General features: G+C 66.7%; 17 protein-coding genes. 9 read left to right on the top strand and 8 right to left on the bottom strand.

Annotated elements, in window-relative coordinates; genetic code table 11:
• Positions 1–42 precede the first annotated feature (42 nt).
• Complete coding sequence (locus tag AC1ME3_RS14395; protein ID WP_480953683.1) at positions 43–5,799, top strand: alpha-2-macroglobulin family protein; 5,757 nt, start codon at positions 43–45, stop codon at positions 5,797–5,799.
• Positions 5,796–7,901, top strand: a complete 2,106-nt coding sequence (gene pbpC / locus AC1ME3_RS14400; RefSeq protein ID WP_480953684.1) for a penicillin-binding protein 1C — start codon at positions 5,796–5,798, stop codon at positions 7,899–7,901. The genes AC1ME3_RS14395 and pbpC overlap by 4 nt, the downstream gene beginning before the upstream one ends.
• A 26-nt stretch (positions 7,902–7,927) precedes the next feature.
• On the opposite strand, the gene AC1ME3_RS14405 is transcribed toward pbpC, so the two are convergent.
• The 6 genes from AC1ME3_RS14405 to AC1ME3_RS14430 form a co-directional block, all read right to left on the bottom strand.
• Positions 7,928–9,751, bottom strand: coding sequence for a diguanylate cyclase (locus AC1ME3_RS14405; RefSeq protein WP_480953685.1), 1,824 nt, complete (start codon positions 9,749–9,751; stop codon positions 7,928–7,930).
• 206 nt (positions 9,752–9,957) lie between these two features.
• Entirely contained in the window at positions 9,958–11,151 is a 1,194-nt protein-coding gene (locus AC1ME3_RS14410) for a DUF2252 family protein (RefSeq protein WP_480953686.1), read from the bottom strand.
• 212 nt (positions 11,152–11,363) lie between these two features.
• Positions 11,364–12,380 carry an arginine N-succinyltransferase gene (locus AC1ME3_RS14415; RefSeq protein WP_480953687.1) on the bottom strand — a complete coding sequence of 339 codons (1,017 nt, stop codon included), beginning with the start codon at positions 12,378–12,380 and terminating at the stop codon, positions 11,364–11,366.
• Positions 12,377–13,582: a hydrolase gene (locus AC1ME3_RS14420; RefSeq protein ID WP_480953688.1), complete on the bottom strand. Its 1,206-nt coding sequence runs from the start codon at positions 13,580–13,582 to the stop codon at positions 12,377–12,379. The genes AC1ME3_RS14415 and AC1ME3_RS14420 overlap by 4 nt, the downstream gene beginning before the upstream one ends.
• 40 nt (positions 13,583–13,622) lie before the next feature.
• Positions 13,623–14,525, bottom strand: a complete 903-nt coding sequence (locus tag AC1ME3_RS14425; protein ID WP_056481996.1) for a DUF481 domain-containing protein — start codon at positions 14,523–14,525, stop codon at positions 13,623–13,625.
• A gap of 39 nt (positions 14,526–14,564) precedes the next feature.
• Positions 14,565–15,059: an RNA pyrophosphohydrolase gene (locus AC1ME3_RS14430; protein WP_480953689.1), complete on the bottom strand. Its 495-nt coding sequence runs from the start codon at positions 15,057–15,059 to the stop codon at positions 14,565–14,567.
• Positions 15,060–15,133: 74 nt separating this feature from the next.
• Here AC1ME3_RS14430 and AC1ME3_RS14435 point away from each other — a divergent pair, with 74 nt between their 5' ends.
• The 3 genes from AC1ME3_RS14435 to AC1ME3_RS14445 all read left to right on the top strand — a co-directional run bounded on the left by AC1ME3_RS14435 (position 15,134) and on the right by AC1ME3_RS14445 (position 18,871).
• Positions 15,134–16,036: a histone deacetylase family protein gene (locus tag AC1ME3_RS14435; RefSeq protein ID WP_480953690.1), complete on the top strand. Its 903-nt coding sequence runs from the start codon at positions 15,134–15,136 to the stop codon at positions 16,034–16,036.
• Between the two features lie 33 nt (positions 16,037–16,069).
• Positions 16,070–17,431 (top strand): cryptochrome/photolyase family protein, encoded by a 1,362-nt coding sequence (locus AC1ME3_RS14440; protein WP_480953691.1) that lies wholly within the window; start codon positions 16,070–16,072, stop codon positions 17,429–17,431.
• 195 nt (positions 17,432–17,626) lie between these two features.
• A complete protein-coding gene (locus AC1ME3_RS14445; RefSeq protein WP_480953692.1) occupies positions 17,627–18,871 on the top strand; it encodes a class I SAM-dependent methyltransferase in 1,245 nt (414 codons plus the stop codon).
• Positions 18,872–18,952: 81 nt separating this feature from the next.
• Here AC1ME3_RS14445 and AC1ME3_RS14450 read toward each other — a convergent pair whose 3' ends face one another.
• On the bottom strand, positions 18,953–19,663 hold the full coding sequence (locus tag AC1ME3_RS14450) for an SDR family NAD(P)-dependent oxidoreductase (RefSeq protein WP_480953693.1): 711 nt from the start codon (positions 19,661–19,663) through the stop codon (positions 18,953–18,955).
• A gap of 16 nt (positions 19,664–19,679) precedes the next feature.
• A complete protein-coding gene (gene purF / locus AC1ME3_RS14455; RefSeq protein ID WP_480953694.1) occupies positions 19,680–21,137 on the bottom strand; it encodes an amidophosphoribosyltransferase in 1,458 nt (485 codons plus the stop codon).
• A 120-nt stretch (positions 21,138–21,257) separates the two neighbouring features.
• On the opposite strand from purF, the gene hisI reads away from it, so the two are divergent.
• Genes hisI through AC1ME3_RS14475 form a run of 4 tightly spaced genes read left to right on the top strand, consistent with a single transcriptional unit; the run spans position 21,258 to position 24,390 of the window.
• Positions 21,258–21,620 carry a phosphoribosyl-AMP cyclohydrolase gene (hisI, locus tag AC1ME3_RS14460; protein ID WP_480953695.1) on the top strand — a complete coding sequence of 121 codons (363 nt, stop codon included), beginning with the start codon at positions 21,258–21,260 and terminating at the stop codon, positions 21,618–21,620.
• A 59-nt stretch (positions 21,621–21,679) separates the two neighbouring features.
• Complete coding sequence (locus AC1ME3_RS14465; RefSeq protein ID WP_480953696.1) at positions 21,680–22,102, top strand: hypothetical protein; 423 nt, start codon at positions 21,680–21,682, stop codon at positions 22,100–22,102.
• Positions 22,103–22,134: 32 nt separating this feature from the next.
• Positions 22,135–22,584, top strand: coding sequence for a MerR family transcriptional regulator (locus AC1ME3_RS14470; RefSeq protein WP_132896305.1), 450 nt, complete (start codon positions 22,135–22,137; stop codon positions 22,582–22,584).
• Positions 22,585–22,587: 3 nt separating this feature from the next.
• A complete protein-coding gene (locus tag AC1ME3_RS14475) occupies positions 22,588–24,390 on the top strand; it encodes an acyl-CoA dehydrogenase C-terminal domain-containing protein (protein WP_480953697.1) in 1,803 nt (600 codons plus the stop codon).
• The last annotated feature ends 86 nt before the right edge of the window (positions 24,391–24,476 follow it).

Genomic DNA, 24,476 nt, shown 5'->3' on the forward strand with positions numbered 1-24,476 from the left:
TAGCGCCTCCCGGCCCCTATTCTGTTGGCGGGGAGAGCGGGCATGCGATTTGCGAGACTGTGGGCGGCGCTAGCGATCGTCGTCGCGCCGGTTGCCGCGTTCGGGGGCGATACGCCACACGTCACGCTTGCCACGCCCAACATCTCGGACGGCGCGATCACGCGCTTTACCGTGCGGTTCAGCGACGCGATCGTCCCGCTCGGCGATCCGCGCGCTGCCTCGCCGCTGAAGGTCGAGTGCGCGGTGCTAGGCGAGGGGCGCTGGGTCGATCAGCAGACCTATGTCTGGGACTTCGGGCAGCCCTTGCCGGGCGGCACGCGCTGTACGCTCGCAACGCGCGAGGGCCTCAAGAGCGCGGCGGGCTACGGCGTCGATACGGAGAGCTTCACCGTCGATGCCGGCGGTCCGATCGCCCGCGCGGTGCTGCCCGGCGAGGGCGATATCGAGGAGGACCAGGTGTTCCTGGTCGCCGCGAACATGCTTGCGACCCGTGCGTCGATCGCCGCCAACGCCTATTGCGCGGTCGACGGGATCGGCGAGAAGATCGCGGTCGACGTGCTCGCGCCAGATTTGCCGGGCAAGCTGCTCACCGGGTTGGGAAGCAACTACTCGGTCACCAATTTTCTCGAAAGCGCCGGGCTGCCCAAGACGGTTCCCGCCGACACCGCATCGCGCCAGCGCGCGCTCGCCGGCATCACTGCGCTGAAATGCCGGCGCCCCCTGCCGCCCGGCCGCGACATGGCTCTTGTCTGGGGGAGCAACATCGCCAGTGCAGGCGGCAAGCTCGCCGGCGCCAACCAGCGGTTCGATTTCACCGTCCGCAAACCCTTCACCGCGCGGTTCGAATGCTCGCGCGTCAACACCGCTGCGGGATGCAGCCCGGTCGAGAAGGCGTATCTGCGGTTTTCCGCGCCCGTGCCGATGAGTGCGGCGACGCAGGTCCGCCTGACGCTCGCCGACGGCAAGTCGATCGCGCCGGTGTTCAGCGACGAGGAGAAGACCCGCGCGACGATCGAGCAGGTCACGTTCGCCGCACCGTTGCCGGTCGCGACGCGCGGCAACGTGTCGATCCCCGCCGACCTCAAGGACGAAAGCGGCCGGATACTCGCCAACCGCGAACGCTTCCCGGTCGAGGTGAAGTTCGACGAAGCCCCTCCGCTGGTAAAGTTCGCGGCCGATTTCGGGATCCTCGAGGCCAAACAGGGTGGCGTGCTGCCCGTCACCGTGCGCAACGTCGAGCCGTCGCTGCAAGGGCAGACCGCGGGCATCGGTGGCCAGCGGCTGCGCGTGGGCGGCACCGATGGCGAGATCGCCGCGTGGCTCAGGCGCGTCGAGGAGGCGGGCAAGACCGACTACCAGACGATCGAGCGCAAGGGGGCCGAGCCGCTCCAGATCAACCATACCGGCGAGAAGCCGCTGCTGTTCGGGAGCGGGGGCGGCGGGGTTAGTGGCGGGGCGGGCGATCCGTTCAAGCTCGACCTGCCGGGCAAGGGCAAGGATTTCGAGGTCGTCGGCCTGCCGCTCGGCAAGCCCGGCTTCTACGTCGTCGAACTCGCCAGCCCGACGCTGGGGCGTGCGCTGCTCGGCCGCAATGTCCCGCGCTACGTCGCGAGCGCGGCGCTCGTCACCGATCTCGCCGTGCATTTCGAATGGGGGCGCGATCGCTCGCTCGCCTGGGTCACGCGGCTGTCGACGGGCAAGCCGGTGGCGAACGCGGTCGTGCAGGTCAGCGACAGCTGCACCGGCAAGCCGCTCGCGCGCGGGGCGACCGACAAGAGCGGCGGGCTGATGGTCGCGCGCGGGCTGCCGGAACCCGAGACCTATGGCAGCTGCAAGGGCGAGGGCTCGCCGCATCCGCTGATGATCTCGGCGCGTACCGGCGACGATTTCAGCTTCACGCTGACCGACTGGGGCGAGGGCATCCGGCCGTTCGATTTCGACCTGTCCTATGGCTATTCGGCGGCGACCGACATCATCCACACCGTGTTCGATCGCGCGCTGGTCCGCCAGGGCGAGACGATCCACATGAAGCATATCCTGCGCCGCCCTGACGCGCGCGGCTTCTCGTTGGCGCCGGGCTTTACCGGTACGCTGCGGCTGTTGCATCGCGGCTCAGACACGCAGTTCGAAATGCCCGTGACGATCGGCGCGAACGGTACCGGCGAGACGGTCTGGACCGCGCCCAAGGGCGCGCCGATGGGGGATTACGACCTCGTTTTCGTGGTTGGAGACGAAACCAAGGAATCCGCGCAGTCGTTCAAGGTCGACGAATACCGCCTGCCGACGATGCGCGCGAGCGTCACCGGGCCGAAGACCGCGCTCGTCAAGCCGCGGTCCGCGCAACTCGATCTGTTCGCCGGCTATCTCTCGGGCGGCGGCGCCCCCGGCCTGCCGGTCGACGTCCGCATCGGCTGGTTCGCGCACAGTGCGACGCCTGTCGGCTACGACAAGTTCAGCTTCGGTGGCGAACCGATCACCGAGGGCGTCAAGCCGCTCGACGGCGAGGGCGAGGATGCGAAGACGCCGCTCCCACCCACCCAGATGCTACCCGCAACACTCGGCAGCGACGGCACCCGCCGCATGACGATCGACATGCCGCAGACGCTCCCCGGCACCACCGACATGCAAATCGAAATGGATTACCGCGACGCCAACGGCGAAACCCTGACCGCCTCGAAGTCGATCCCGATCTATGCCTCGGGCGTGCAGCTCGGCGTCGCCACCGATGGCTGGATGATGCGCGCGGACGATCTGCGCCTGCGCTTCGTCGCGCTCGATACCGACGGCAAGCCGATCAAGGGACAGAAGCTGTCCGTCGTGCTCTATAGCCGCCAGATCCTGACCGCGCGGCGGCGGTTGATCGGCGGGTTCTACGCCTATGACAACCGGATGCGGACGACCAAGTTGTCGGCCTCGTGCAGCGCCACCACCGATGCGCAGGGGCTTGCGCAGTGCAAGGCGGATCCGGGCGTGTCGGGCGAGATCTACGCGGTCGTCACCACCACCGACGCCGACGGCAACGTCGCCCGCGCGGTGAAGTCGGTGTGGCTCGCGGGGAACGACGACTGGTGGTTCGGCGGCGACAATGGCGACCGCATGGACGTCGTTCCCGAGAAACTCACCTATGCGTCGGGCGAGACCGCAAGGTTCCAGGTGCGGATGCCGTTCCGCTCGGCGACCGCTTTGGTCAGCGTCGAGCGCGAGGGCGTGTTGTCGAGCTTCGTCACCGAATTGTCGGGCAAGGATCCGGTGATCGAGGTGCCGATGGACGCGGCCTATGCGCCCGACGTCTATGTCTCGGTGCTGGTCGTGCGCGGCCGCGTCGAGAGCGGGTTCTGGAGCTGGATCCACCGGATCGCGCGGACGCTGGGGCTGTCGGATACGCCCGAGGACGCCGCCGAACCGACCGCTCTGGTCGATCTCGCCAAGCCCGCCTACCGCCTCGGCATCGCCAAGGTGAAGGTCGGCTGGGAAGGCCATACGCTCGCCGTCGCGGTCAAGGCGGACCGGGAGCGTTACGCCCCGCGGGGGACGGCCAATGTCGCGATCCAAGTGCGGAAGCCCGACGGCAGCTCGGCGCGCGAGGCCGATGTCGCGTTCGCCGCGGTCGATCAGGCGTTGCTGCAACTCGCGCCGAACGACAGCTGGAACATCCTCGACGCGATGATGGGCGATCGCCCGCTGTCCGTTCTGACCGCGACCGCGCAGATGCAGGTCGTCGGCAAACGGCATTATGGCCGCAAGGCGCTCGAAGCGGGTGGCGGCGGTGGCGGCGGGGACCTGTCGGGGCTCAACCGCGAGAATTTCCAGCCGGTGCTGTTGTGGAAGGGGCATGTCCCGCTCGATGCGCAAGGGCGTGCGCGCGTGTCCGTGCCGCTATCCGACGCGCTGTCGTCGTTCAAGCTCGTCGCGATCGCCACCGATGGCGCGCAGGCGTTCGGTACCGGCAGCACCGACATCCGTACCGCGCAGGATCTGTCGCTGTATGCCGGGATGCCGCCGCTAGTCCGTTCGGGCGATTTCTACGGTGCGCGCTTTACGCTGCGCAACGGATCGGACCGCGCGATGACCGTCACTGCGAACGTCGATGTCTTCCCGCGGATCGCGCAGGGCAAGCCGCTGACCGTCACCATCCCCGCGGGTGGTGCGGCACCGGTGGCGTGGAACCTCACCGCGCCTGCGGGCGTCGATACGCTGCGCTGGACGGTGCGTGCCAGCAGCAACGACGGCCGTGCGACCGATCAGGTGACGGTGACGCAGGACGTCATCCCGGCGGTGCCGACCGAGATCTGGGCGGCGACGCTCGCGCAGGTCGGGGAGAATACGCTGATCCCGATCGCGCCGCCGATGGGGGCGCTGCCGGGTCGTGGCAGCGTCGACATCCGCCTCGCCGATACGCTGGCGCCGTCGCTGGCAGGCGTGCGCGCGTACATGAGCCGCTATCCGTTCAACTGTTTCGAGCAGCGGCTGTCGCGGATCGTCGTGCTTGGCGACATGGCAGGCTGGGCGGCGCTGGCGGGCGAGATTCCGACCTATCAGGCGCCGGATGGCCTGCTGCGCTATTTTCCCGGTGACAGCCTGCAGGGGTCGGAGGCGCTGACCGCCTATGTCCTGTCGATGACGGGCGCGGCGAACCTGTCGCTGCCGCCGGTGCAGCGCGCGCGGATGATCGAGGCGATGAAGGCGGTGCTCGACGGGCGTTTGCGACACGAGGATTACGGCGACGTCCGCCTGACCAAGGTCGCGGCGCTAGCGGCGCTCGCGCGGCAGGGTGAGGCGACCTCGGCGATGCTCGGCCAGATCGGCATGACGCCCGCCGAGATGCCGACCGCGAGCCTCGCCGACTACATCACCGCACTGACCGCGATTCCCGGCGCGGCGACCGAAGCGAAAGCGCAGGCCGAGGCGGTGTTGCGCACGCGCCTCGTGTTCGAGGGCACGCGGCTCGATCTGTCGGACTCGGCCAACGCGTCGTGGTGGCTGATGTCGTCGGCGGACGAGGCGGCGAACAAGGCGACCGCGGCGGTGCTCGGACGACCCGGTTGGCAGGGCGATGCGCCGCGCCTGATGGTCGGCACGGCGCTGCGCCAGTCGCGCGGGCATTGGGATACGACCACCGCCAACGCCTGGGGGGCGATCGCCGCGCGGCGGTTCGCGCAGGTGTATCCGGCGCAGGCGGTCACGGGGACGACAATGCTGTCCTACGCTGGGCGTAGCGTTGCGCGTGGCTGGCCGCTGGCGGAACCGGCGCGAACGGTGTCGTTCCCGCTCGCCGCCGCCGGACCGCTGCGGTTGGCGCAAGGCGGCGGGGCGGGGCCGTGGGCGACCGTGTCGATCTCGGCGGCGGTGCCGCTGCGGCAACCGCTGTTCGCCGGCTATCGCCTGACGCGAAAAGTCGACGTCGTGCAGGCGCGTACGACAGGGCGGCTGACGACGGGCGACGTGCTCCGCGTGACGCTGTCGGTCGAGGCGACCGCCGAGCGCAACTGGGTCGCGATCAGCGATCCGGTGCCCGCCGGCGCGACCGTGATCGGCGATCTCGGCGGCCAGTCGCAACTGCTCCAGCAAGGCGGCGCGGCAGATGGTGAGGGCGGCGGTCCGAGCTATGTCGAACGCGGGCGCGATACGTGGCGCGCCTATTTCGCCTGGCTGCCCAAGGGGACCACCACCGTATCCTACACGGTGCGGCTCAACGGCGCCGGCCGGTTCCAGATGCCGCCTAGCCGGGTCGAGGCGATGTATTCGCCCGCAATTCGCGCGGCGGTGCCGAACCAGACGATGGTCGTCGCGGATCGATGAAGCAGCGCGCGGCGCTCGCCGGATTGCTGATGTTGATCCTCGCCGCGGTCGGGTTCGACTGGGTGACGTTCCCGCCGCCCCTGCCGGGCCATGCGCAGGTGCGTGCTGCGTGGAAACCGTCGGAGGCGTGGCTGTACGATCGCCACGGCGTGCTGATCGACAGCGCGCGCGTCAATTTCGCCGCGCGGCGGCTGGCATGGGTGCCGCTCGACCAGATCGCACCGGTCGTGCCCGCCACCGTCGTCGCAGCGGAGGACGCCCGCTTCCGCAGCCATGGTGGCGTCGACTGGCTGGCGATCCTCGGGTCGGTCGGCGCGCGCGCGAGGGGCGAGCGGGGCAGGGGTGCCAGCACGCTCTCGATGCAGGTCGCCGCGTTCCTGTCGCCGACGCTCGCCATGCCCGGTGCACGCGGCTGGCGCGACAAGCTCCGCCAGATGCGCGCGGCCCGAGCGCTGGAGATGACCTGGAGCAAGGACCAGATCCTCGAGGCGTATCTCAATCTCGCACCGTTCCGCGGCGAGGCGCAGGGGATCGGTGCGGCGGCGCTGTCGCTGTTCGGCAAGACCCCCGCGGCGATGGCGCGCGACGATGCGCTGCTGCTGACCGCGTTGCTCCCCGATCCACAGGCGCCTGCCCCTCGCATTGCCGCGCGAGCGTGTCGCCTGGGTGGCGCAGGGGACTGCGCGCGGTTCGCCAGCGAGGCCGCGTCGATGCTTGGCCCGGTGCGGACGCTCGCGCTCGATCCGGGGCTCGCGCCGCATCTCGCCGATCGCCTGCTGACCAAGCCCGGCCTGCGGATCACCACCACGCTCGATGCCGCGCTCCAGCGCACGGTCGCCGCCGCGTTGCGTCGCCAACTGCTCGGGCTTGGCGGATCGCGCGCGCGCGACGGTTCCGCAGTGGTGATCGACAATGTTAGCGGCGATGTCCTCGCCTATGTCGGCGGGATCGGCGGCGCGTCGACCGCGCCGGCAGTCGATGCCGCCAACGCCTATCGCCAGGCAGGGTCGACGCTGAAACCGTTCCTCTACGCGCAGGCGATCGAGCGCGGATACCTGACCCCGGCGTCGGTGCTCGATGACTCCCCTGTGCAACTCGATACCGCCTCGGGGCTCTACGTGCCGCAAAATTACGATCGCGGGTTCAAGGGGCGCGTGTCGGTGCGCAGCGCGCTGGCGGGGTCGCTCAACGTGCCTGCGGTGCGGACGCTGCTGCTGGTCGGGGTCGAACCGTTCCGCGATCGGCTCTGGGATACGGGCTATCGTGGGCTCGTCGAGGACGGCGATTATTACGGGTTCAGCCTCGCGCTCGGATCGGCCGAGGTGACGTTGCTCGAACAGGCCGACGCGTACCGGTCACTCGCGAACGGCGGCCGCTGGTCGCCGCTGCGCCTCACCGCCGACGCGCCCCGCGTCGCCGCACGCCCGGTCACGACTCCCGCCGCTGCGTGGATCGTCGCCGACATGATGGCCGATCCCAACGCCCGCGCCGCCACCTTCGGCTTGGACTCGGCACTGCGCCTGCCGTTCTGGACCGCGGTGAAGACGGGCACCTCGAAAGGCATGCGCGACAATTGGTGCGTCGGGTTCTCGCGCCGCTACACGGTCGCGGTCTGGGTCGGGAACGTCGAGGGCGATCCCATGCGCGCGGTCTCGGGCACGAGCGGCGCGGCGCCGGTGTGGCGCGACGTAATGCTCGCCCTCGGGCGCGACGACGAACGCGGGCCCCCCATGCCCGCTGGCGTCGAGCGCCGCCGCATCGCGTTTGCCGATGCGATCGAGCAGCCACGGATCGAGTATTTCCTCCGCGGCACCGGCCAGTCGCTGATCGCCGCAGCGCCGGCCACCGCCCGGCGCGCGCGGATCGTCAACCCCGCCTCGGGCAGCGTCTACGCGATCGATCCCGACATCCCCGCCGACCGCCAGCGCCTCGCGATCGAGACCACCGGCGACGTCCGCGCGCATCATGTGTTCCTCGACAACCGCGACCTCGGCCCCGCCGCCCAGCAACTGCTGTTCTTCGCGCGCCCCGGCCGCCACCGCCTTCGCCTCGTCGACACGGCCGGTCGCACCTCGGATCAGGCGATCGTCACGATTCGGTAAGCCTTGGCAGCACTCGGGCTGCGGAATCAGGCTGCGAGCAAGCTGATCGTGGCGCGGTTGCGACCATCACGTTTGGACTGGTAAAGCGCCATGTCCGCGGCCTGGATCAGTGTCGAGCCGTCGCGTGCCATGGCGTCCGACCACGTAGCGATCCCGAACGACATGCTGGTCGAGCCCAACGTGCGATTGCCATGGCGAACGTTCAACTCGGCGATGGCCTGGCGCACGACTTCCACACGCCCGGCGAGTGCGTCCGGCGTCGTACCAGGCGCGATGATGGTGAACTCCTCCCCACCGAAGCGACAGACCACGTCGCCATCGCGGAACAGGCTGCGCATCTCCGCGGCAACGGTTTGCAGTACGGCGTCACCGGCGTCATGGCCGAACTCGTCGTTGAACCGCTTGAAATGATCGATGTCGCACATGACGAGACTAAGGGGACTACCCGATCGCGATGCCCGTGCGATCTCCAGCTTCAACGCCTCTTCCATGTAGCGGCGATTGAACAGGCTGGTGAGCGGATCGCGAATCGTCTGCTCGCGAAGCGATCGCTGGAGGCGGTGATTGACCAGCGCCGAGGCGATGTTCTCGGTCAGGACGCTCATCCGGAAGCGGTTCTCGGCTTCGATCCGACCGCGCAGATAGAGCACGCCGATGACTTCGCCGCCCGCCAGCAACGGCTCGCAATGATAGATCTCGTCTTCGGCGACATGCGCGCAGACGATGTCGCGTCCGGATTCCACGACGCTGTGGCTCCGGCCGCGTCGGAGCGCCCAGCATAGTTCGGGTGAAAAACCGTCGCCCGATACGGTAATACCGCCCCAGTTGGCGACGGGTACGAGGCAGTTGCGCGAGTTGTTGTGCGCGTAGAGCGCGCCGGGGATGCCGGGGAGGACCTGAGGCACGAACACACGGATGATCTGCGCCAGTTCGTCGTCGGTACGCGCGGCTTGCATGCGATGCGCCATGCCGCCCAGCAGTTCGATCACGTCACCGCGTTCGCGCAGTGTCGTGGTATTCTGCTCGAGTTCCGCGTTCACGATCTGCAACTGCCGTTCGCTTGAGCCTTGGTCGGCAACCGCGCTTCTGAGACGATCGGCCATCGCATTATATTCTATCGCGAGACGGTCGAATTCGCGCGATCCCATCGCCGTGTCGAGCCGGGCTTCGTGTTCACCATCACCCAGCGCAGTCATCGCTTGCATCATGGCATCCAGCGGACGGCGGATTCCCTGCACCAGTAACGCGAAACTGCCAATGACGAGCAGCGCGACGGCGATCGCACCGACGATGGCCAATATCTTGCCGCTTTGGAGACGCTGGACCGCCGCGTCCTGTCGCATAGTCTGGAGCGCACGTTCGTCGTCGAGAAAACCCTTGGCGCGTACGGTAATGGCATCCATCGTTTCCCGCCCGCGGCCACTGCCGATCACGGCACTCGCACCGGAAAAATCGCCGCGGCGAGCGAGGTCGAGAGGCTGCAGCAGAGAAGTGACGCGATGTTTCATCAGCGATGCGATTTCTTGCGCGCGCGCATGCTGCAACGGATTGTCGTCGGTGTGGTCGACGACCTTGGCGATGGTTCGCGTCGCGCTGTCCACGCGGTCGGCGAACGTCTGGGCGTAGGCGGGATTGTGCGTGATCACAAAGCCGCGCTGCCCCGACTCCGCTTCGCGCAAATCGCCAAGGGCCGCCTCGGTCGTCTCGATCACGCCCGCAGAATGCGCAGCCCAGTGAAAGTTCTGGCTTGCCTGGTACGACGCATCGGCAAGCAATCCGGCGAGGGACGCCAGCGCGATAAGGACAACGAGGCCGATCGCGGCGATACGCGCGGTGAGTGAGACGAACATCGAAACCTAGTAGCATCTAACGTTTAGCGTTTGGTTACTCTTTGGTAAAAACCAGTACAATCGACGTAAATTTCACGAAACGACGCGTAAGTAGGTCAAATCAAGACCTCTTTTTATTTAAGGTCGACCTATGCAATTATAGCGGCATAGCGGCCGTAAAACCTTTATTGCCTGAATACAGCCTGTTGACGACCCGTCCGTGCGGATCATGCGCGCATCGCATATCGGCGACAATGGTCGAGATACCCGGCTTCATGGCTACCAGCAAGCGAGACAACGCTTTCCCATAGCCAGTTCGGCGCCTCGATCGCGCCACGACGGTCGGCGTCGAGGACGTCCGCCCAGGCATGACGCGTTCCCATGTCCATCTGACGCGCATGCGCCTTGCCGACGACGAAGGCGAGATATCGGGCTGCTTTGACGGCCTGTCCGGCGCTGAATTGCTCGACCTCGAGTTTCAGGTCCTGGGGTGACAGTTCGCGGACGAACAGCGAGCGATCGAGTGCACGGGCCGCTACCATACGGCTACCAAGATGGGGGGACAGCGCTCGCGCCGCTTCGACGACGCGCGTTGCCTGGTCGGCTGGCATATTTGCGCCCTTCGCAGCAGGCGCGATGGGCGCGGTAGCCTCTTTAAGGTCGATCAGCGCATAGTCCGATCGCCCCTTCGCGTTCTTCAGCCCGACTAAGGCCGCGAACCGCAACAACCCGAGCGAACTGCATCCCTTCATCCAGTAGGCCGCGTCGACCAGCCGTACGGTGCGGTCGCGATCCTTTCGGTCGAGTGACAGCACCAGGGCGGCCACCTCCGGCTCGGTAACCAGCGCGGCCAGAGCGTCGCGTTCGACCTCTTCCAGCGGCCAGAATTTGTCGCCAAGCGGAATCATCGGTTCGCGGCTGGCGAAACGTTCCTTGGCAAGGTGACGCCAGCGCCGCCCCAAAGCCTTGCGTTTGACGCTGCGGACGGCATCGGGTTCCGGCCCCGCGTCGCTGTTCGCCGGATCGGCCATCGCGCTGGCGTAGCCGGTGACCATCTCCTCGATCATGTGCGCCGTCGTCACGCCTGGCAGGTCCGAGCCGCGCGCGGCGGTTGCGAGCGACAGGCCGAGACGAATCAGGTCGTGCGCCGGGTTGCCGATGACGGCTTGGTCCAGATCACGAATCTGAATCGCGATTCGTCCGCCGCCATCGTTGATCGGACCGAGGTTGCCGAGATGGCAGTCACCGCAAATCCAGATCGCAGGCCCTTCCGGAACGCGACGCGATGCGGGCGATGCCTCGAGCCATTCGTAGAATTTTACGGTATTGCCCCTGACGTAGGCGTGGGTAGATCGCGCCATCTTGAGTTGTCTTTTAGCGGCAAGGACCGCAGGTCGCTGGGCAAGCGTCGGTATCGTCATATCATTCCTTGGCGCAGGGCGAGGCAAACCGTCAGGCGGGATGCGCGTTCGTCAGGCTGATGCATTCATCGTTCAGAGAGCGTGCCGCCCCGTTAGGTGACTGATACGCGTGGTATGTCTGGTACGTCCGCCGGTAGAAACGCACCATATCCTCGATCTATCCGCTCTTCAGCGTCCACACGCCGGCGGCCGGCACCAGCGCTAGAATGCCGTCAGATGCGCGCCACGTGCGTGACCCGGTCAGCATCTCCGACCGCCAGCGCGCGGGCGCAATCGTCGGCCAGCACGACGCCGCCCTCGGTCTCGCGAACCTTGCCGAACGCCGCGCGGAAGTCGGCGAGGTTGCCCGTCGCGACCAGGGCGTCCTTGCCGTCGTCGCCACCGATCCCGACCACGTTGCTGTCGCGCGCATCGGCGATCGAGCGGACCTGATCGGTGCGGGCGGTCATCGTCGGGCCGCCGTCGAAGATGTCGACGTAATTCTCGAATGCGAACCCCTCGTTCTCCAGCATCCGCATCGCCGCGCGGCCCGAGGGATGCGGAAGTCCAATCGCGGCGCGCGCGGTTTCGGTCAGCATCGCGGTGTAGATCGGGTGCTTGGGCATCAGGTCGGCGATGAACTGGTGACCGTTGATGGCATTGAACTGGTCCGCGTCCTGAAAATTCATCCCGAAGAAGCGGCCAGCGAGACCGTCCCAGAACGGCGAGCCGCCGGCCTCGTCGATGACGCCGCGCAGTTCGGCGAGGATCCGGTCGGCAAAACGCGCGCGGTGCATCTTGATGAAGAGGTAGCGGCTGCGCGCGAGCAACAGGCCAAGGCCGCCAGCGCGTTCGCCGGGATGGAGGAACAGCCCGCCGACCTCGCTTGCGCCTTCCAGATCGGTGGCGAGCGTGAGCATGTCGGCGCGGAAGGTTCGGTTCAACTCGCGGCTATGCTGCGTGAGCAGGCCGATCCGGTAGCTGTAGAAGGGGTAACTCTGGCCCACCTGCGTGAAGATCTGGCAGGTGCCGCGGACTTCCTTCGTCTCGATGTTCTCGAGGATCAGCACGAACAGCTCGTCCTGGACCGGGCCATCGGTGCGCGCAAAGGCGGCGTGGCTGCGTTCGAGCTTGGCGGTGAGCGCACGACGATCGGGCGGCAAATTGGTGAAGCCGCCGCCGGTCAGCTTGGCCATTTCATAGAGGTGCTGGAGGTCGTCGTCGACCGCAGCGCGGATCCTGAAGCTCACAAGCGGCCCTCCGCGATTCGCAATATGGTGACCGCCGACAGCGCCGCGCGCTCGGCGAGGCTGTCGGGGATCATGAATTCGTCGGTCGAATGGATCGCGCCGCCGCGGACCCCCATCGTATCGACGACCGGCACGCCGGCGGCCGCGATGTTGTTGCCGTCGCACACTCCGCCGGTGGCTTTCCAGGCGATATCGAGACCGAGGTCCGCGCCGGATGCCTTGACCAGATCGAACAGCCGCGCGGTGCCGTCGTCGATCGGCTTCGGCGGGCGGTTGAAGCTGCCATGGACCTCGATGCGGACGTCGTGCTCGGCAGCGACCATCGCGACCGCGGAGTCGATATGCGATTGCGCCCGCGCGATGTCGTCGAGCGTGGCGGGGCGGAAGTTGATGCGGAGGATGGCGAGGTCGGGGACGACGTTGTTCGGGCCACCGCCGTCGATCCGCGCAGGGTTCACCGCCAGCCGCGGACCACGGGCTTTCGACAAGCGCACCGCGATGTCGGCGGCTGCGACGAGCGCGTTGCGGCCGTCCTCGGGGTTGCGGCCGGCGTGCGCGCTGCGACCGTGGACGATGATCGAGAAGTTGCCCGTACCGCCGCGTGCACCGGCGAGCGTGCCATCAGCTAGGGCGGGTTCGTAGGTCAGCGCGGCGACCTTTCCGTGCGCGGCGCGAGCGAGCAGCGCTGCGGAGGAGAAGGAGCCGGTTTCCTCGTCGGAATTGATGACGACGTCATAGCCGATCCGCGCGGCGAGGGGGCTGGCCTCGACTGCTTGAAGTGCGGCGAGCATCACCGCCAGCCCGCCCTTCATGTCCGCGACGCCGGGGCCGTTCAGTCGGCCGTCGTCGAGCCAGTGCAGCGACTGGAACGCGTGATCGACCGGATAGACCGTGTCCATATGGCCAGTGAACAGCATGCGGAGCGGAGCGTCGGGACGGACGACGAGGTGCAGGTGCTTGCCGTGCTCGATCGCGGAAACCACGCCGTCCGCGCCGACGTTGTCCACCGGCGTCGGCCCGACCAGCGTGATCTCGCCCGGCAGGCTCGCGAACGCGTCGCCGAGCAATCCGGCCATCATCGCCAGCCCGGCAAGGTTGCGCGTGCCGCTGTTGACGGCCGCCCATGCCTCGACCTGCGCCAGCATCGGTGTAGCGCCCGCCGTATCGACGGCATCGCGCTCTATCGGTGTAAGTCCCCTCATCACGCGACCCTAGCGAAGCCGGACGCACGTGGGAACAGCGTCAGAAGCTGTAGACCAGCGACGCGCGGCTGGTTGTGTCGGTCGAGACCGAGCCGACCGGCGGTTCGCTTTCATACTGGACGCTGTACGACAACGCTGCAGACAGCGGCCCGATCAGCTTGGCGTTGAGCGAGGTCGTGCCGCTCAGCGTGCTGTTGTAGCGCTGGACATAGGCGGAGGCGACCTGGCTGACCGACAGGCCGCTCAGGATCCGCACGCTGAAATTCGCGGTGCCACGGGCAGCGATGCTGCTCTGCTCGGTATCGTCGGTGAATTCGGTGTAGCGATACGCCGGCCCGAGTTCGAGATCGAGCTTGGTCCCCGCGGTCTTGATCACGCTGTAGCCCGCGCCGACCGACGTCGAGTAGCGGTTGAAATAGCCGAGGAACCGATCGCCCTCATATTGCGCGACGCCGTAGATATAGGCGCGGTCGTCGATCTTGTAGTTGGGCTCGTACGAGGCGAGATAATGCTCGCGCGTCGTGATGTTCTGGTTCGACTGATAGTCCGCCTGCGCATGGAATTTCTGGCGCCAGCGAAGGCCTTCGCGGTTGAGGTCGAGCACCGCGGTACCGCCCGCCGTATCGGAATTGCCGGTGGTCAGATAGCCGCCGACCTCCGCCTTGCCGCTCCACAGATCGAGGAAGCTGGCCTGACGGATGACCTGCGTGCGCTGCGCGGCGCGGTCGGCTTTCCACTTTTCGGCGATCGCCAGCACCGCGTCGCCGCTGAGCGGATCGGCGGCGCGCGCGTATTTCGCAATCGTGTTGACGTCCGCTTCGTTGCCCGCCTCCAGCGCCGCGTCGAGCATCGCGCGGATCGTCTCGGGGATCATCACCGACTGCGGATCGGGCGCGTTCGCCAGCAGCAGCGGGGCGAGCAGGAGAGGGGCTAAGCGGCGCACAGCCGTTCCGTAACGGCAGCGTGACGGATTGGGAACTGCTCAGCGTGTCGAGGTTGCGCCGAGATGTGGCGCGAAGGCGGCGAGTACCTGTTCGTAGAGCGCCTTCTTGAACGGCACGATCAGCCGCGGCAGGTCGGCGGGATCGCTCCAGCGCCATGCACGGAATTCCTCGTGGTCGGTGGCGATGTTTACGTCCGCGTCGGTGCCGAGGAAGCGGTACAGGAACCAGCGCTGCGTCTGGCCGCGCCATTTGCCTTTCCAGACTTTCCCCAGCAACTCGGGGGGGAGGTCGTAGACGAATTCGCCGGGCGCTTCGGCGATGAGTTCGACCTTGTCCGGCATGACTCCGGTTTCCTCGCGGAGCTCGCGCAGTGCGGCGGCTTCGGCGTCCTCGCCAGGGTCGATCCCACCCTGCGGCATCTGCCATGCCTCCAGCGGCGAATCGTTGCGCTGACCGACGAAGATCTTGCCGTCCGCGTTCATGAGCATGATGCCGGCGCAGGGACGGTAGGGCAGGGTCGAAACGTCGGTCAAAATAATCTCCGCAACGCAGGGGCTTGGGGCTCGGGCAACTTGGGGCTCGGCAGGCGCGCTCCTACCTACGGAGCATGATCCATGTCGTCCACCATCCCGACTATGTCACCCCCGCCCCGGCGCGCTCGACCTATCGCTGGAACAAGAACGGACTGATCCGCGACCTGTTGCTCGAAAAGGGCGATGCGGTGACGTGGCACCGCGCTGAAACGACGCCGACCGCGTGGCTGGAGGCGGTGCATGACGAGGATTACGTCGCCGAGGTTCTCCGCGCGGACGTGCCGAAGGAGAAAGAGCGGCGGATTGGCTTCCCAGTAACAGCGGCGGTGGCGTCGCGCGCGGCGATAGTGCCGCAAGGGACATGGCTGGCCGCGTGCCTCGCGCTGGAGCACGGGTTCGCGGCGAACACCGCGGGAGGTAGCCATCATGCGCTGGCGAACACCGGCGCGGGGTTCTGCGTGTTCAACGATCTGGCGGTGGCGGCGGCGCGGCTGATCGACGAGGGGCGGATAGAGCGTGTCCTCGTCGTCGATTGCGATGTGCATCAGGGCGACGGAACTGCGGCGTTGCTCGCAGGGCGGCCGGAGATCGCGACCTATTCGATCCACGCCGAGAAGAACTTTCCGGTGCGTAAGGCGCGCTCGACGCTCGACGTGCCGTTGCCGGATAAGGTCGGCGACGCGGCGTATCTGGCGACGCTGGAGGCGACCCTGGTGCCGTTGCTCGACGAGTTCCGGCCGGAGCTGATCCTGTATCAGGCTGGCGTGGATCCGTTCGAGGGCGATCGGCTCGGGCGATTGGCGCTGACCTTGGACGGTCTGGCAAGGCGGGAGCGGCTGGTCGCGGGCCTTGCGATTGCGCGCGGCGTGCCGCTCGCGAGCACGGTGGGTGGTGGTTACGGCGAGGATGCGCTCGCGATCGCCGAGCGGCACGTGGCGGCAATCATAACGCTGGGGGAAACTTTCGCAGCGGCGTGATGCTGGATCGCGGCTTGCTGCGTTGGGGATGCGATGACGAATCCCACGCTTCTCTGGCTGCGCCAGGACCTCCGCCTTCACGATCACCCCGCGCTGATCGCCGCGACACATGCTGGGCCGGTGATCCCGGTCTATGTGCTCGACGACGACGCGCCGGGGAAATGGAAGATGGGGGGCGCTCAGCGGTGGTGGCTGCATCACACGCTCGCCTCGTTCGGCAAGTCGTTGGCGGACAAGGGATCGAAGCTGATAATGCGACGCGGCGATGCGTTCGAGGTGCTGACTGCGCTTATGGAGGAGACCGGTACAGAGCAGGTGCATGCGATCCGGCATTACGAGCCTTGGTGGCGGAAGGCCGAGGTGGCGCTTGGTGACCGGCTGTGCCTGCATGACGGTAACCATCTGGCCCGCGTGGAGGATGTGAAGACGGGGTCGGGCGGGCAGTTCAAGGTGTATTCGTCGTTCTGGAAGGCGCTGAACCAGATGATGCCGCCGGGCGATCCCGAGCCGGCGCCGCGAACGATCCCGGCACCGTCGAAGTGGCCGAAGAGTGAGACACTGGCGGAGTGGGACCTGCTGCCGACCAAGCCGGACTGGTCGGCGGGGTTCGGCGACTGGACGCCGGGCGAGGCGCAGGCGTTGAAGAACGCGAAGGCGATGTCGCCGATCGTCGAGGCCTATGACGTCGATCGCAACATGCCGTCGATCGAGGGCACGTCGCGCCTGTCGCCGCATCTGCACTTCGGCGAGATCTCGCCGCGTGCGGTGTGGCACGCGGTAGATGGTCACGGCGATGCGACCACGTTTCGCAAGGAACTGGCGTGGCGGGACTTTACCGATGGCGTCGTGCTGACGATGCCCGATTACGGCGATACGAACGGACGGCCCAAGTTCGACAAGCTCCCTTGGCGGTCGGGCAAGGACGCCGAGGCGGACCTGAAGGCGTGGCAGGAGGGCAAGACCGGCTATCCGATCGTCGATGCGGGGATGCGACAGCTTTGGGCGACCGGCTGGATGCACAACCGCGTGCGGATGATCACGGCGAGCTTCCTGGTGAAGCATCTACTGATCGACTGGCGTGAGGGCGAGCGGTGGTTCTGGGACTGCCTCGTCGATGCGGATTACGGGAATAATTCGGTAAACTGGCAATGGGTCGCCGGGACCGGGGTGGATTCGAACATGTTCGGGCGGATCATGGCGCCGCTGTCGCAGTCGGAGAAGTTCGATGCGGGGGATTATATTCGTGATTGGGTGCCGGAACTGGCGAAGGTGACCGGCGAAGCGATCCATGATCCCGACGAGTCCGGCTGCCGGCCGAAGGCGTACCCGGCAAAGATCGTCGGCCACCGCGAAGGCCGCGAGCGGGCGCTCGAGGCTGGGCGGCACGCGCGGTAAGCCGTTGCTGTCGTCACAACCCCCGTCATCCTGACGAAAGTCAGGACCCAGAGCCGAAAACGTCAACGCCCGTAACTCTGAGTCCTGACTTTCGTCAGGATGACGGTTTGGGAGGGGTGAGCGGCTGTCTTCATGTTCGAGTGTTTGAAGCCTGCCTCTTTCCTAGCCGCGGCCCGTGTTGCATGGAGCGCCGCGATGACCGCCGTTCCCGCTTTCAATGATGTGCCCGCCGCGCAGGTTTCCCCGGTCGCGCGCCTCGTCGCGCCGGTGTTCCACCGTCTGCTCGACCGGATCGATGCGGGGCTGGAGAGTGGCGGGATCGAGGCGCACTTGCCCGACGGCACGCAGCGGCTGATCGGCGGACGCGCGGCGGGGCCTTTGCCCGTCGTTACCGTGCATCGCTGGCGCGCTTTGGTGCGGCTCGCGACCGCGGGATCGGTCGGCTGGTACGAAGGATGGGCGGCAGGCGACTGGTCGAGCCCGGACCCGGTGCCGTTGTTCGACCTGTTCATGCGCAACCGCCGCTCGCTCGGGAGTTCGGCGCGGTCGGGGGGCGTGGTGCGGCTGGCGGCGCGGGTGTGGCACCGGATGCGGCGGAACGACCCGACTGGCTCGCGCAAGAACATCGCCGCGCATTACGACCTCGGCAACGACTTCTACGAGACGTGGCTCGATCCTAGCCTGACCTATTCGAGCGCGATCTTCGCCGAGCCGTTCAACGATGCCGAACCGCATGACGCGGCTCAGGCGACCAAGCTGCGCGCGATCCTCGACCGGACCGGCGCGCGGGCTGGCGATACGATCCTGGAGATCGGCTGCGGTTGGGGGTCGTTCGCGGAATTGGCGGCACGCGCGGGGGTTGGCGTGCACGCACTCACCCTCTCGACGGAGCAGAAGCGGCAGGTCGACGACCGGATCGCGGAGGCGGGGCTCGACGGCGTTCGCGTGACGCTGACCGATTACCGCGACGTTACTGGCACCTATGACGCGGTGGCGAGCATAGAGATGGTGGAGGCGGTCGGCGAGGAATATTGGCCGGTGTATCTCGACGCGATCGCGCGTGCGTTGAAGCCGGGCGGGCGCGCGGCGCTGCAGTACATCTCGATCGACGACGCGATCTTCGATTCCTATTCGCGGAGTGTCGACTTCATCCAGCGCTATGTGTTTCCGGGCGGGATGCTGCTGTCGGAGCCGCGGTTTCGCGCGCTGGCAGAGGCGAGGGGGCTCGCGTGGGAGGACCGGCGCGGGTTCGGACTGCACTACGCCGAGACGTTGCGGCGGTGGCGGGTGGCGTTCGACGCGGCGGTCGCGGAAGGGCGGTTGCCGGCGCGGTTCGACGCGCGGTTCGTCGCGTTGTGGCGGTACTATCTGATGTATTGCGAGGGCGGGTTTCTCGGCGGCGGGATTGATGTCGCCCAGGTTACGCTGGTGAAGCGGTAGCGTTTTCCTGCGTACGCAGGAAAAGAGGGTGACGGGCGGTGGCGATTGTGATCCTAGGCTCCTGCGTTCGCAGGAGAACGGTTAGGCTACCCGCTCGAAATGGCCGGGTTCGAAGCCTTCGATCGCCAGCGCGACGATGCGATCGGCCACCACTGTCGGTTCCTTGACCGAGTTCGGATCCTCGCCTGGATACGCCCGCGCCCGCATCTTGGTCCGCGTCGCGCCGGGATCGACGATCGCGGTGCGGATCGCGCTGATCTCGGCCATCTCGTCGCCATACGCACCGAGCAGCGTCTCGAATGCCGCCTTTGAAGCGCCGTAGAGGCCCCAATACGCGCGAGGCTTGCGGCCGACGCTGGAGGTCACGCCGATCACTCTGGCCGACTTGGCCTTCTTCAGCATCGTGTCGAAAGCAGCGATCATGGCCGCCTGCGCGCTGACGTTGAGCGTCAGGACCTGCGCCATTTCCTTCGGATCGATCGCCGGGACCGACGACAGGGAACCGAGCATCCCCGCGTTCAACACGAGGATGTCCAGCGCGTCCCAACGGTCGCCGATTGCGGTCGCCAACCGAGCAATGGCTTCGCTCTCGGCAAGATCCAGCGGAGCGATCGTCGCTGAGCCACCCGCGGCATGGATCGTCGCCTCGACCTCTTCGAGACCACCCGGCGTGCGCGCCGTCAGGACGACGTGCGCGCCCTTTGCCGCCAACGCGATCGCGGTCGCGGCGCCGATGCCTCGGCTGGCACCAGTGACCAGCGCCAGCCGGCCTTCGAGAGGCTTGTCGGTCATATCAGCTCCGCGAGTGTCAGATGACGCGTTCGGCGAGCATCGCGAACTGATCGACTTCCGAGCCTTCGTCATGGTCGGTCAGCGTCGTCGGGTAATCCCCGGTGAAGCACGCATCGCAATATTTCGGGCGGACATCCGCGCGCTTCGCCTCGCCGAGCGCCTTGTAGAGGCCGTCGATCGAGATGAAGTTGAGGCTGTCGGCGTGAATGAAGCCGGTCATGCCGCCGAGATCGAGCTTGGCCGCGAGCAGCTTCTCGCGCTCGGGCGTGTCGACGCCGTAGAAACACGAATGTCGCGTCGGCGGGCTGGCGATCCGCATATGGACTTCGGCCGCTCCGGCCTCGCGCATCATCTCGACGATCTTGAGCGAGGTCGTGCCGCGGACGATCGAATCGTCGACGAGGATGACCCGCTTGCCCTTGATCAACGCGCGGTTGGCGTTGTGCTTGAGCTTCACGCCCAGGTGGCGGACCTTGTCGCCCGGCGAAATGAACGTGCGGCCAACATAATGCGAGCGGATGATGCCGAGCTCGAACGGGATGCCCGACTGCTGCGCATAGCCGATCGCCGCGGGCGTGCCCGAATCGGGTACCGGGATGACGAGATCGGCATCGACCGGCGATTCGATCGCGAGCTGCGCGCCGATCGCTTTGCGCACCGAATAGATCGAATGATCGTCGACGATCGAATCGGGGCGCGAGAAATACACCCATTCGAAGATGCACGGCCGTGCCGCCATCGGCGCGAACGGGTGGATCGAGCGGATCTCGGAGCCCTGGACGATGACCAGTTCACCGGGTTCGATCGCCCGAACGAAGGTCGCGCCGACGACGTCGAGCGCGACCGTCTCGGACGCGAAGATCACCGCCTCGCCGAGCTTGCCCATCACCAGCGGCCGGATGCCCAGGGGATCGCGGCAGGCGATCATGCCCTCAGGCGTCATTACGATCAGCGAATAGGCGCCTTCGATCTGCTTCAGCGCATCAATGAACCGGTCGAGCAGCGTGCGATAGTTCGAGGTCGCGACGAGGTGGATGATCGTCTCGGTATCGCTGGTCGACTGGAAGATCGAGCCGCGACGGACGAGCTCGCGTCGCAGCCGCATCGCGTTGGAGATATTGCCGTTATGCGCGATCGCGAAGCCACCGGTCGACAGCTCGGCATAAAGCGGCTGGACGTTGCGCAGCGCGGTCTCGCCGGTCGTCGAATAGCGGACATGGCCGCAGGCGACCGTGCCCGGCAGCGAGCGGATCACGTCGTCGCGGTCGAAGTTCCCAGCGACATGGCCCATCGCGCGGTGCGTGTGGAAATGCGCGCCGTCGAAGGTCGTGATGCCGGCCGCTTCCTGGCCGCGGTGCTGCAATGCGTGCAGCCCCAAGGCTACGAGCGCGGCTGCGCCATCGGTGGCGGAGACGCCGAACACCCCGCATTCTTCGCGGAGTTTGTCGTCGTCGAAAGGATTGGTCGTCAGCATGCCGGTTCTCACGTCGTGCGGAAGCTGCCCTATACGAGCGGTTCGCCGGCTTGTCGCCTGTTTGTAATAACGTTGCGTCCCACTGGTCGCATCGGGGCGGATTTCGGGTATATCCGGGGCATGACACACAGCCGCGACACGGGCCTGACGCTCGATCCCAAATTCGATTCCGCCGGGCTTCTGACCGCGGTCGTCACCGATCGCGTGTCGGGCGACGTGCTGATGGTCGCGCATATGAATGCCGAGGCTCTCGCTCAGACGCAGGCGACCGGCGAAGCACATTTCTGGTCGCGCAGCCGGGAAAAGCTCTGGAAGAAGGGCGAGACGTCGGGGAATGTGCTGTGTGTCGCCGAGCTGCGGATCGATTGCGATCAGGATGCGGTGTGGGTGATCGCCGATGCGGCGGGGCCGGCGTGCCATACCGGCGAGCGGACGTGCTTCTTCCGGCGGATTGAAGGGGGCAGATTGGTGCCGGCCGAATGAAACGGGTGCTGCTGCTCGCTTTTGTGTTGGGCGGATGTGGGCGAGAGCCGTCAAGTGCCGTGGCGGACAGCGCGGGCGCTCGGCTCGAAGTCGCGGCCGAGACGGCGGGGATCGTGCCGGACCCGAACGCGCCGCTGCAAGGATCTTGGGCGCGAGACACCGACCGGGTCTGCGTCGTCGGTACCGGGAAGACCGCCAGGATCGGGGTCAGCGTCGATTACGGCGAGGACCAGGGCTGCGCCGCCTCCGGAACGGTCGAGCGCTCGGGCGATGCGCTGAAGCTCGCATTCGGCGTGTGCAAATTCGACGCGCGGTTCGACGGCGACCGGATCGTCTTCCCACCCGAGATACCCGAGTCCTGCGAATCGCTCTGTACCGGCCGCGCGTCGCTTGCCGCCGTAACCGTCGATCGAATCAGCGAATCGCGATCGGAGGCCTCGACACTTCGTTCATCAGCCGGGAAGTTGCTCTGCGCTAATTGACGTTGACGTAAACGAGAGTTATTTGTCCGGGGATGGCGACACGAGCATCTCCTTCCCCGGTCTCCCCTGAATCCTACGCGGTAATCGAACCGCGGCATGACCGGGAGAGCTTCACGATCTCCGATCTTTCCGCCGAGTTCGACGTGACCGCGCGGGCGCTGCGTTTCTACGAGGACGAGGGGCTGATCGCGCCCGAACGTCGCGGCACGCAGCGTATCTATTCGCACCGCGACCGCGCGCGCCTCGCCTGGATTCTACGCGGCAAGCGCGTCGGGTTCAGCCTCGGCGAAATCCGCGAGATGATCGACCTCTACGATCTCGGCGACGGCCGCCGCGCGCAGCGTCAGGTCGTGATCGAGCGCAGCCAGGCGCGGATCGCGCTGCTGACAGCGCAGAAACGCGACATCGATCTCGCCATCGACGAACTTACCAGTTTCGTGGCTCTTCTCGAAGTCAGCCGCGCCCAGGACAACCAAGGATAAACCATGCCCCAGTATACGCCCCCCGTCCGCGACACGCGTTTCGTCCTCGAGCATGTTGTCGGTCTCGATCGCTACAATAACCTCCCCGGCTTCGATGCGGCCTCGCCCGACGTCGTCGACGCGGTGCTCGAAGAAGGCGGCAAGTTCGTCGCCGAAGTGCTGTTTCCACTCAACCTGTCGGGCGACCAGCAGGGTTGCACGCGGCACGAGGACGGCTCGGTGACGACGCCGGACGGCTTCAAGGAAGCGTATAAGCAGTATGTCGAGAGCGGCTGGGCGACGCTCGGCAACCAGCCGGAATATGGCGGGCAGGGCATGCCGCATGTCGTGTCGACCGCGTTCCAGGAATACATGATATCGTCCAATATGGCGTTCGCGATGTATCCGGGGCTCACGCACGGCGCGATCGCCGCGCTGATCGCCAAGGGGTCGGACACGCAGAAGGCGATGTACGTGCCGAAGATGGTGTCGGGCGAATGGGGCGGCACCATGAACCTGACCGAGCCGCAGTGCGGCACCGATCTCGGCCTGATCCGCACCAAGGCCGAGCCGCAGGCGGATGGATCGTACGCGATCACCGGCACCAAGATCTTCATCTCGAGCGGTGAGCATGACCTGACCGAGAACATCATTCACCTCGTGCTGGCCAAGACGCCGGGCGCCCCGGACAGCTCGAAGGGGATATCGCTGTTCGTCGTGCCGAAGTTCCTCGTCGAGGAAGACGGTTCGCTCGGTGCGCGCAACGGCGTCACCTGCGGCTCGATCGAGCACAAGATGGGCATCCACGCCAACTCGACCTGCGTGATGAACTATGATTCGGCGACCGGCTGGCTCGTTGGCGAAGAGATGAAGGGCCTCGCGGCGATGTTCATCATGATGAACGCCGCGCGTCTCGGCGTTGGTCTCCAGGGTCTCGGCGTTGCCGAAGTCGCCTATCAGAACGCCGTGCAGTATGCGCAGGATCGCCGCCAGGGTCGCGCGCTGACCGGGCCGAAGGAGCCGCAGGAGAAGGCGGACACGCTGTTCGTCCATCCCGACATCCGCCGCATGCTGATGGAGGGCAAGTCGCTGACCGAGGGCCTGCGCGCGCTGATCCTGTGGACCGCGCTCCAGGCCGATCTCGAGCATCATGCCGAAACCGAGGAAGAGCGGCAGCTGGCCGGCGACATCATCAGCCTGCTGACCCCGGTCATCAAGGGATACGGCACCGACATGGGCTATGCGATCGCGACCAACGCGCAGCAGGTGTACGGCGGTCACGGCTACATCGCCGAATGGGGCATGGAGCAGTATGTCCGCGATGCCCGGATCGCGATGATCTACGAGGGCACCAACGGCGTCCAGGCGATGGACCTGGTCGGGCGCAAGCTCGCGCAGAATGGCGGGCGCGGGATCCAGGCGTTCTTCAAGCTGGTGGCGGACGACGTCGCTGCGGCGAAGAACGATCCGGCAACGGCGACGTTTGCCGAGGCGCTTGAGAAGGCGAACGGCCAGCTTCAGGCAGCGACGATGTGGTTCATGGCCAATGGCATGAAGAATCCCGAGAACGTGGGTGCCGGCGCGGTCAGCTATATGCACCTGATGGGCATCGTCGCGGTCGGCACGATGTGGCTGCGGATGGCGGTCGCTGCGACCAAGCTGAAGGCGGCGGGCGAGGGCGAAACCGCGTTCCTCGACGCCAAGCTGGTGACGGCGCGCTTCTACGCCGAGCGGATCCTGCCGGATGCGGGCGCGCTGCGCCGGAAGATCGAGGGCGGTGCAGAGTCGCTGATGGCACTGCCGCCCGAGATGTTCATGGCCGCCTGATTAGATCGCCTTCTGCTCCCCTCCCTGAAAGGGAGGGGCAGGGGGTGGGTCGGTTTCCGCATATCCGAACAGTTGCGGCTCGATTG

The organism is Sphingomonas sp. BL2, assembly GCF_056680015.1.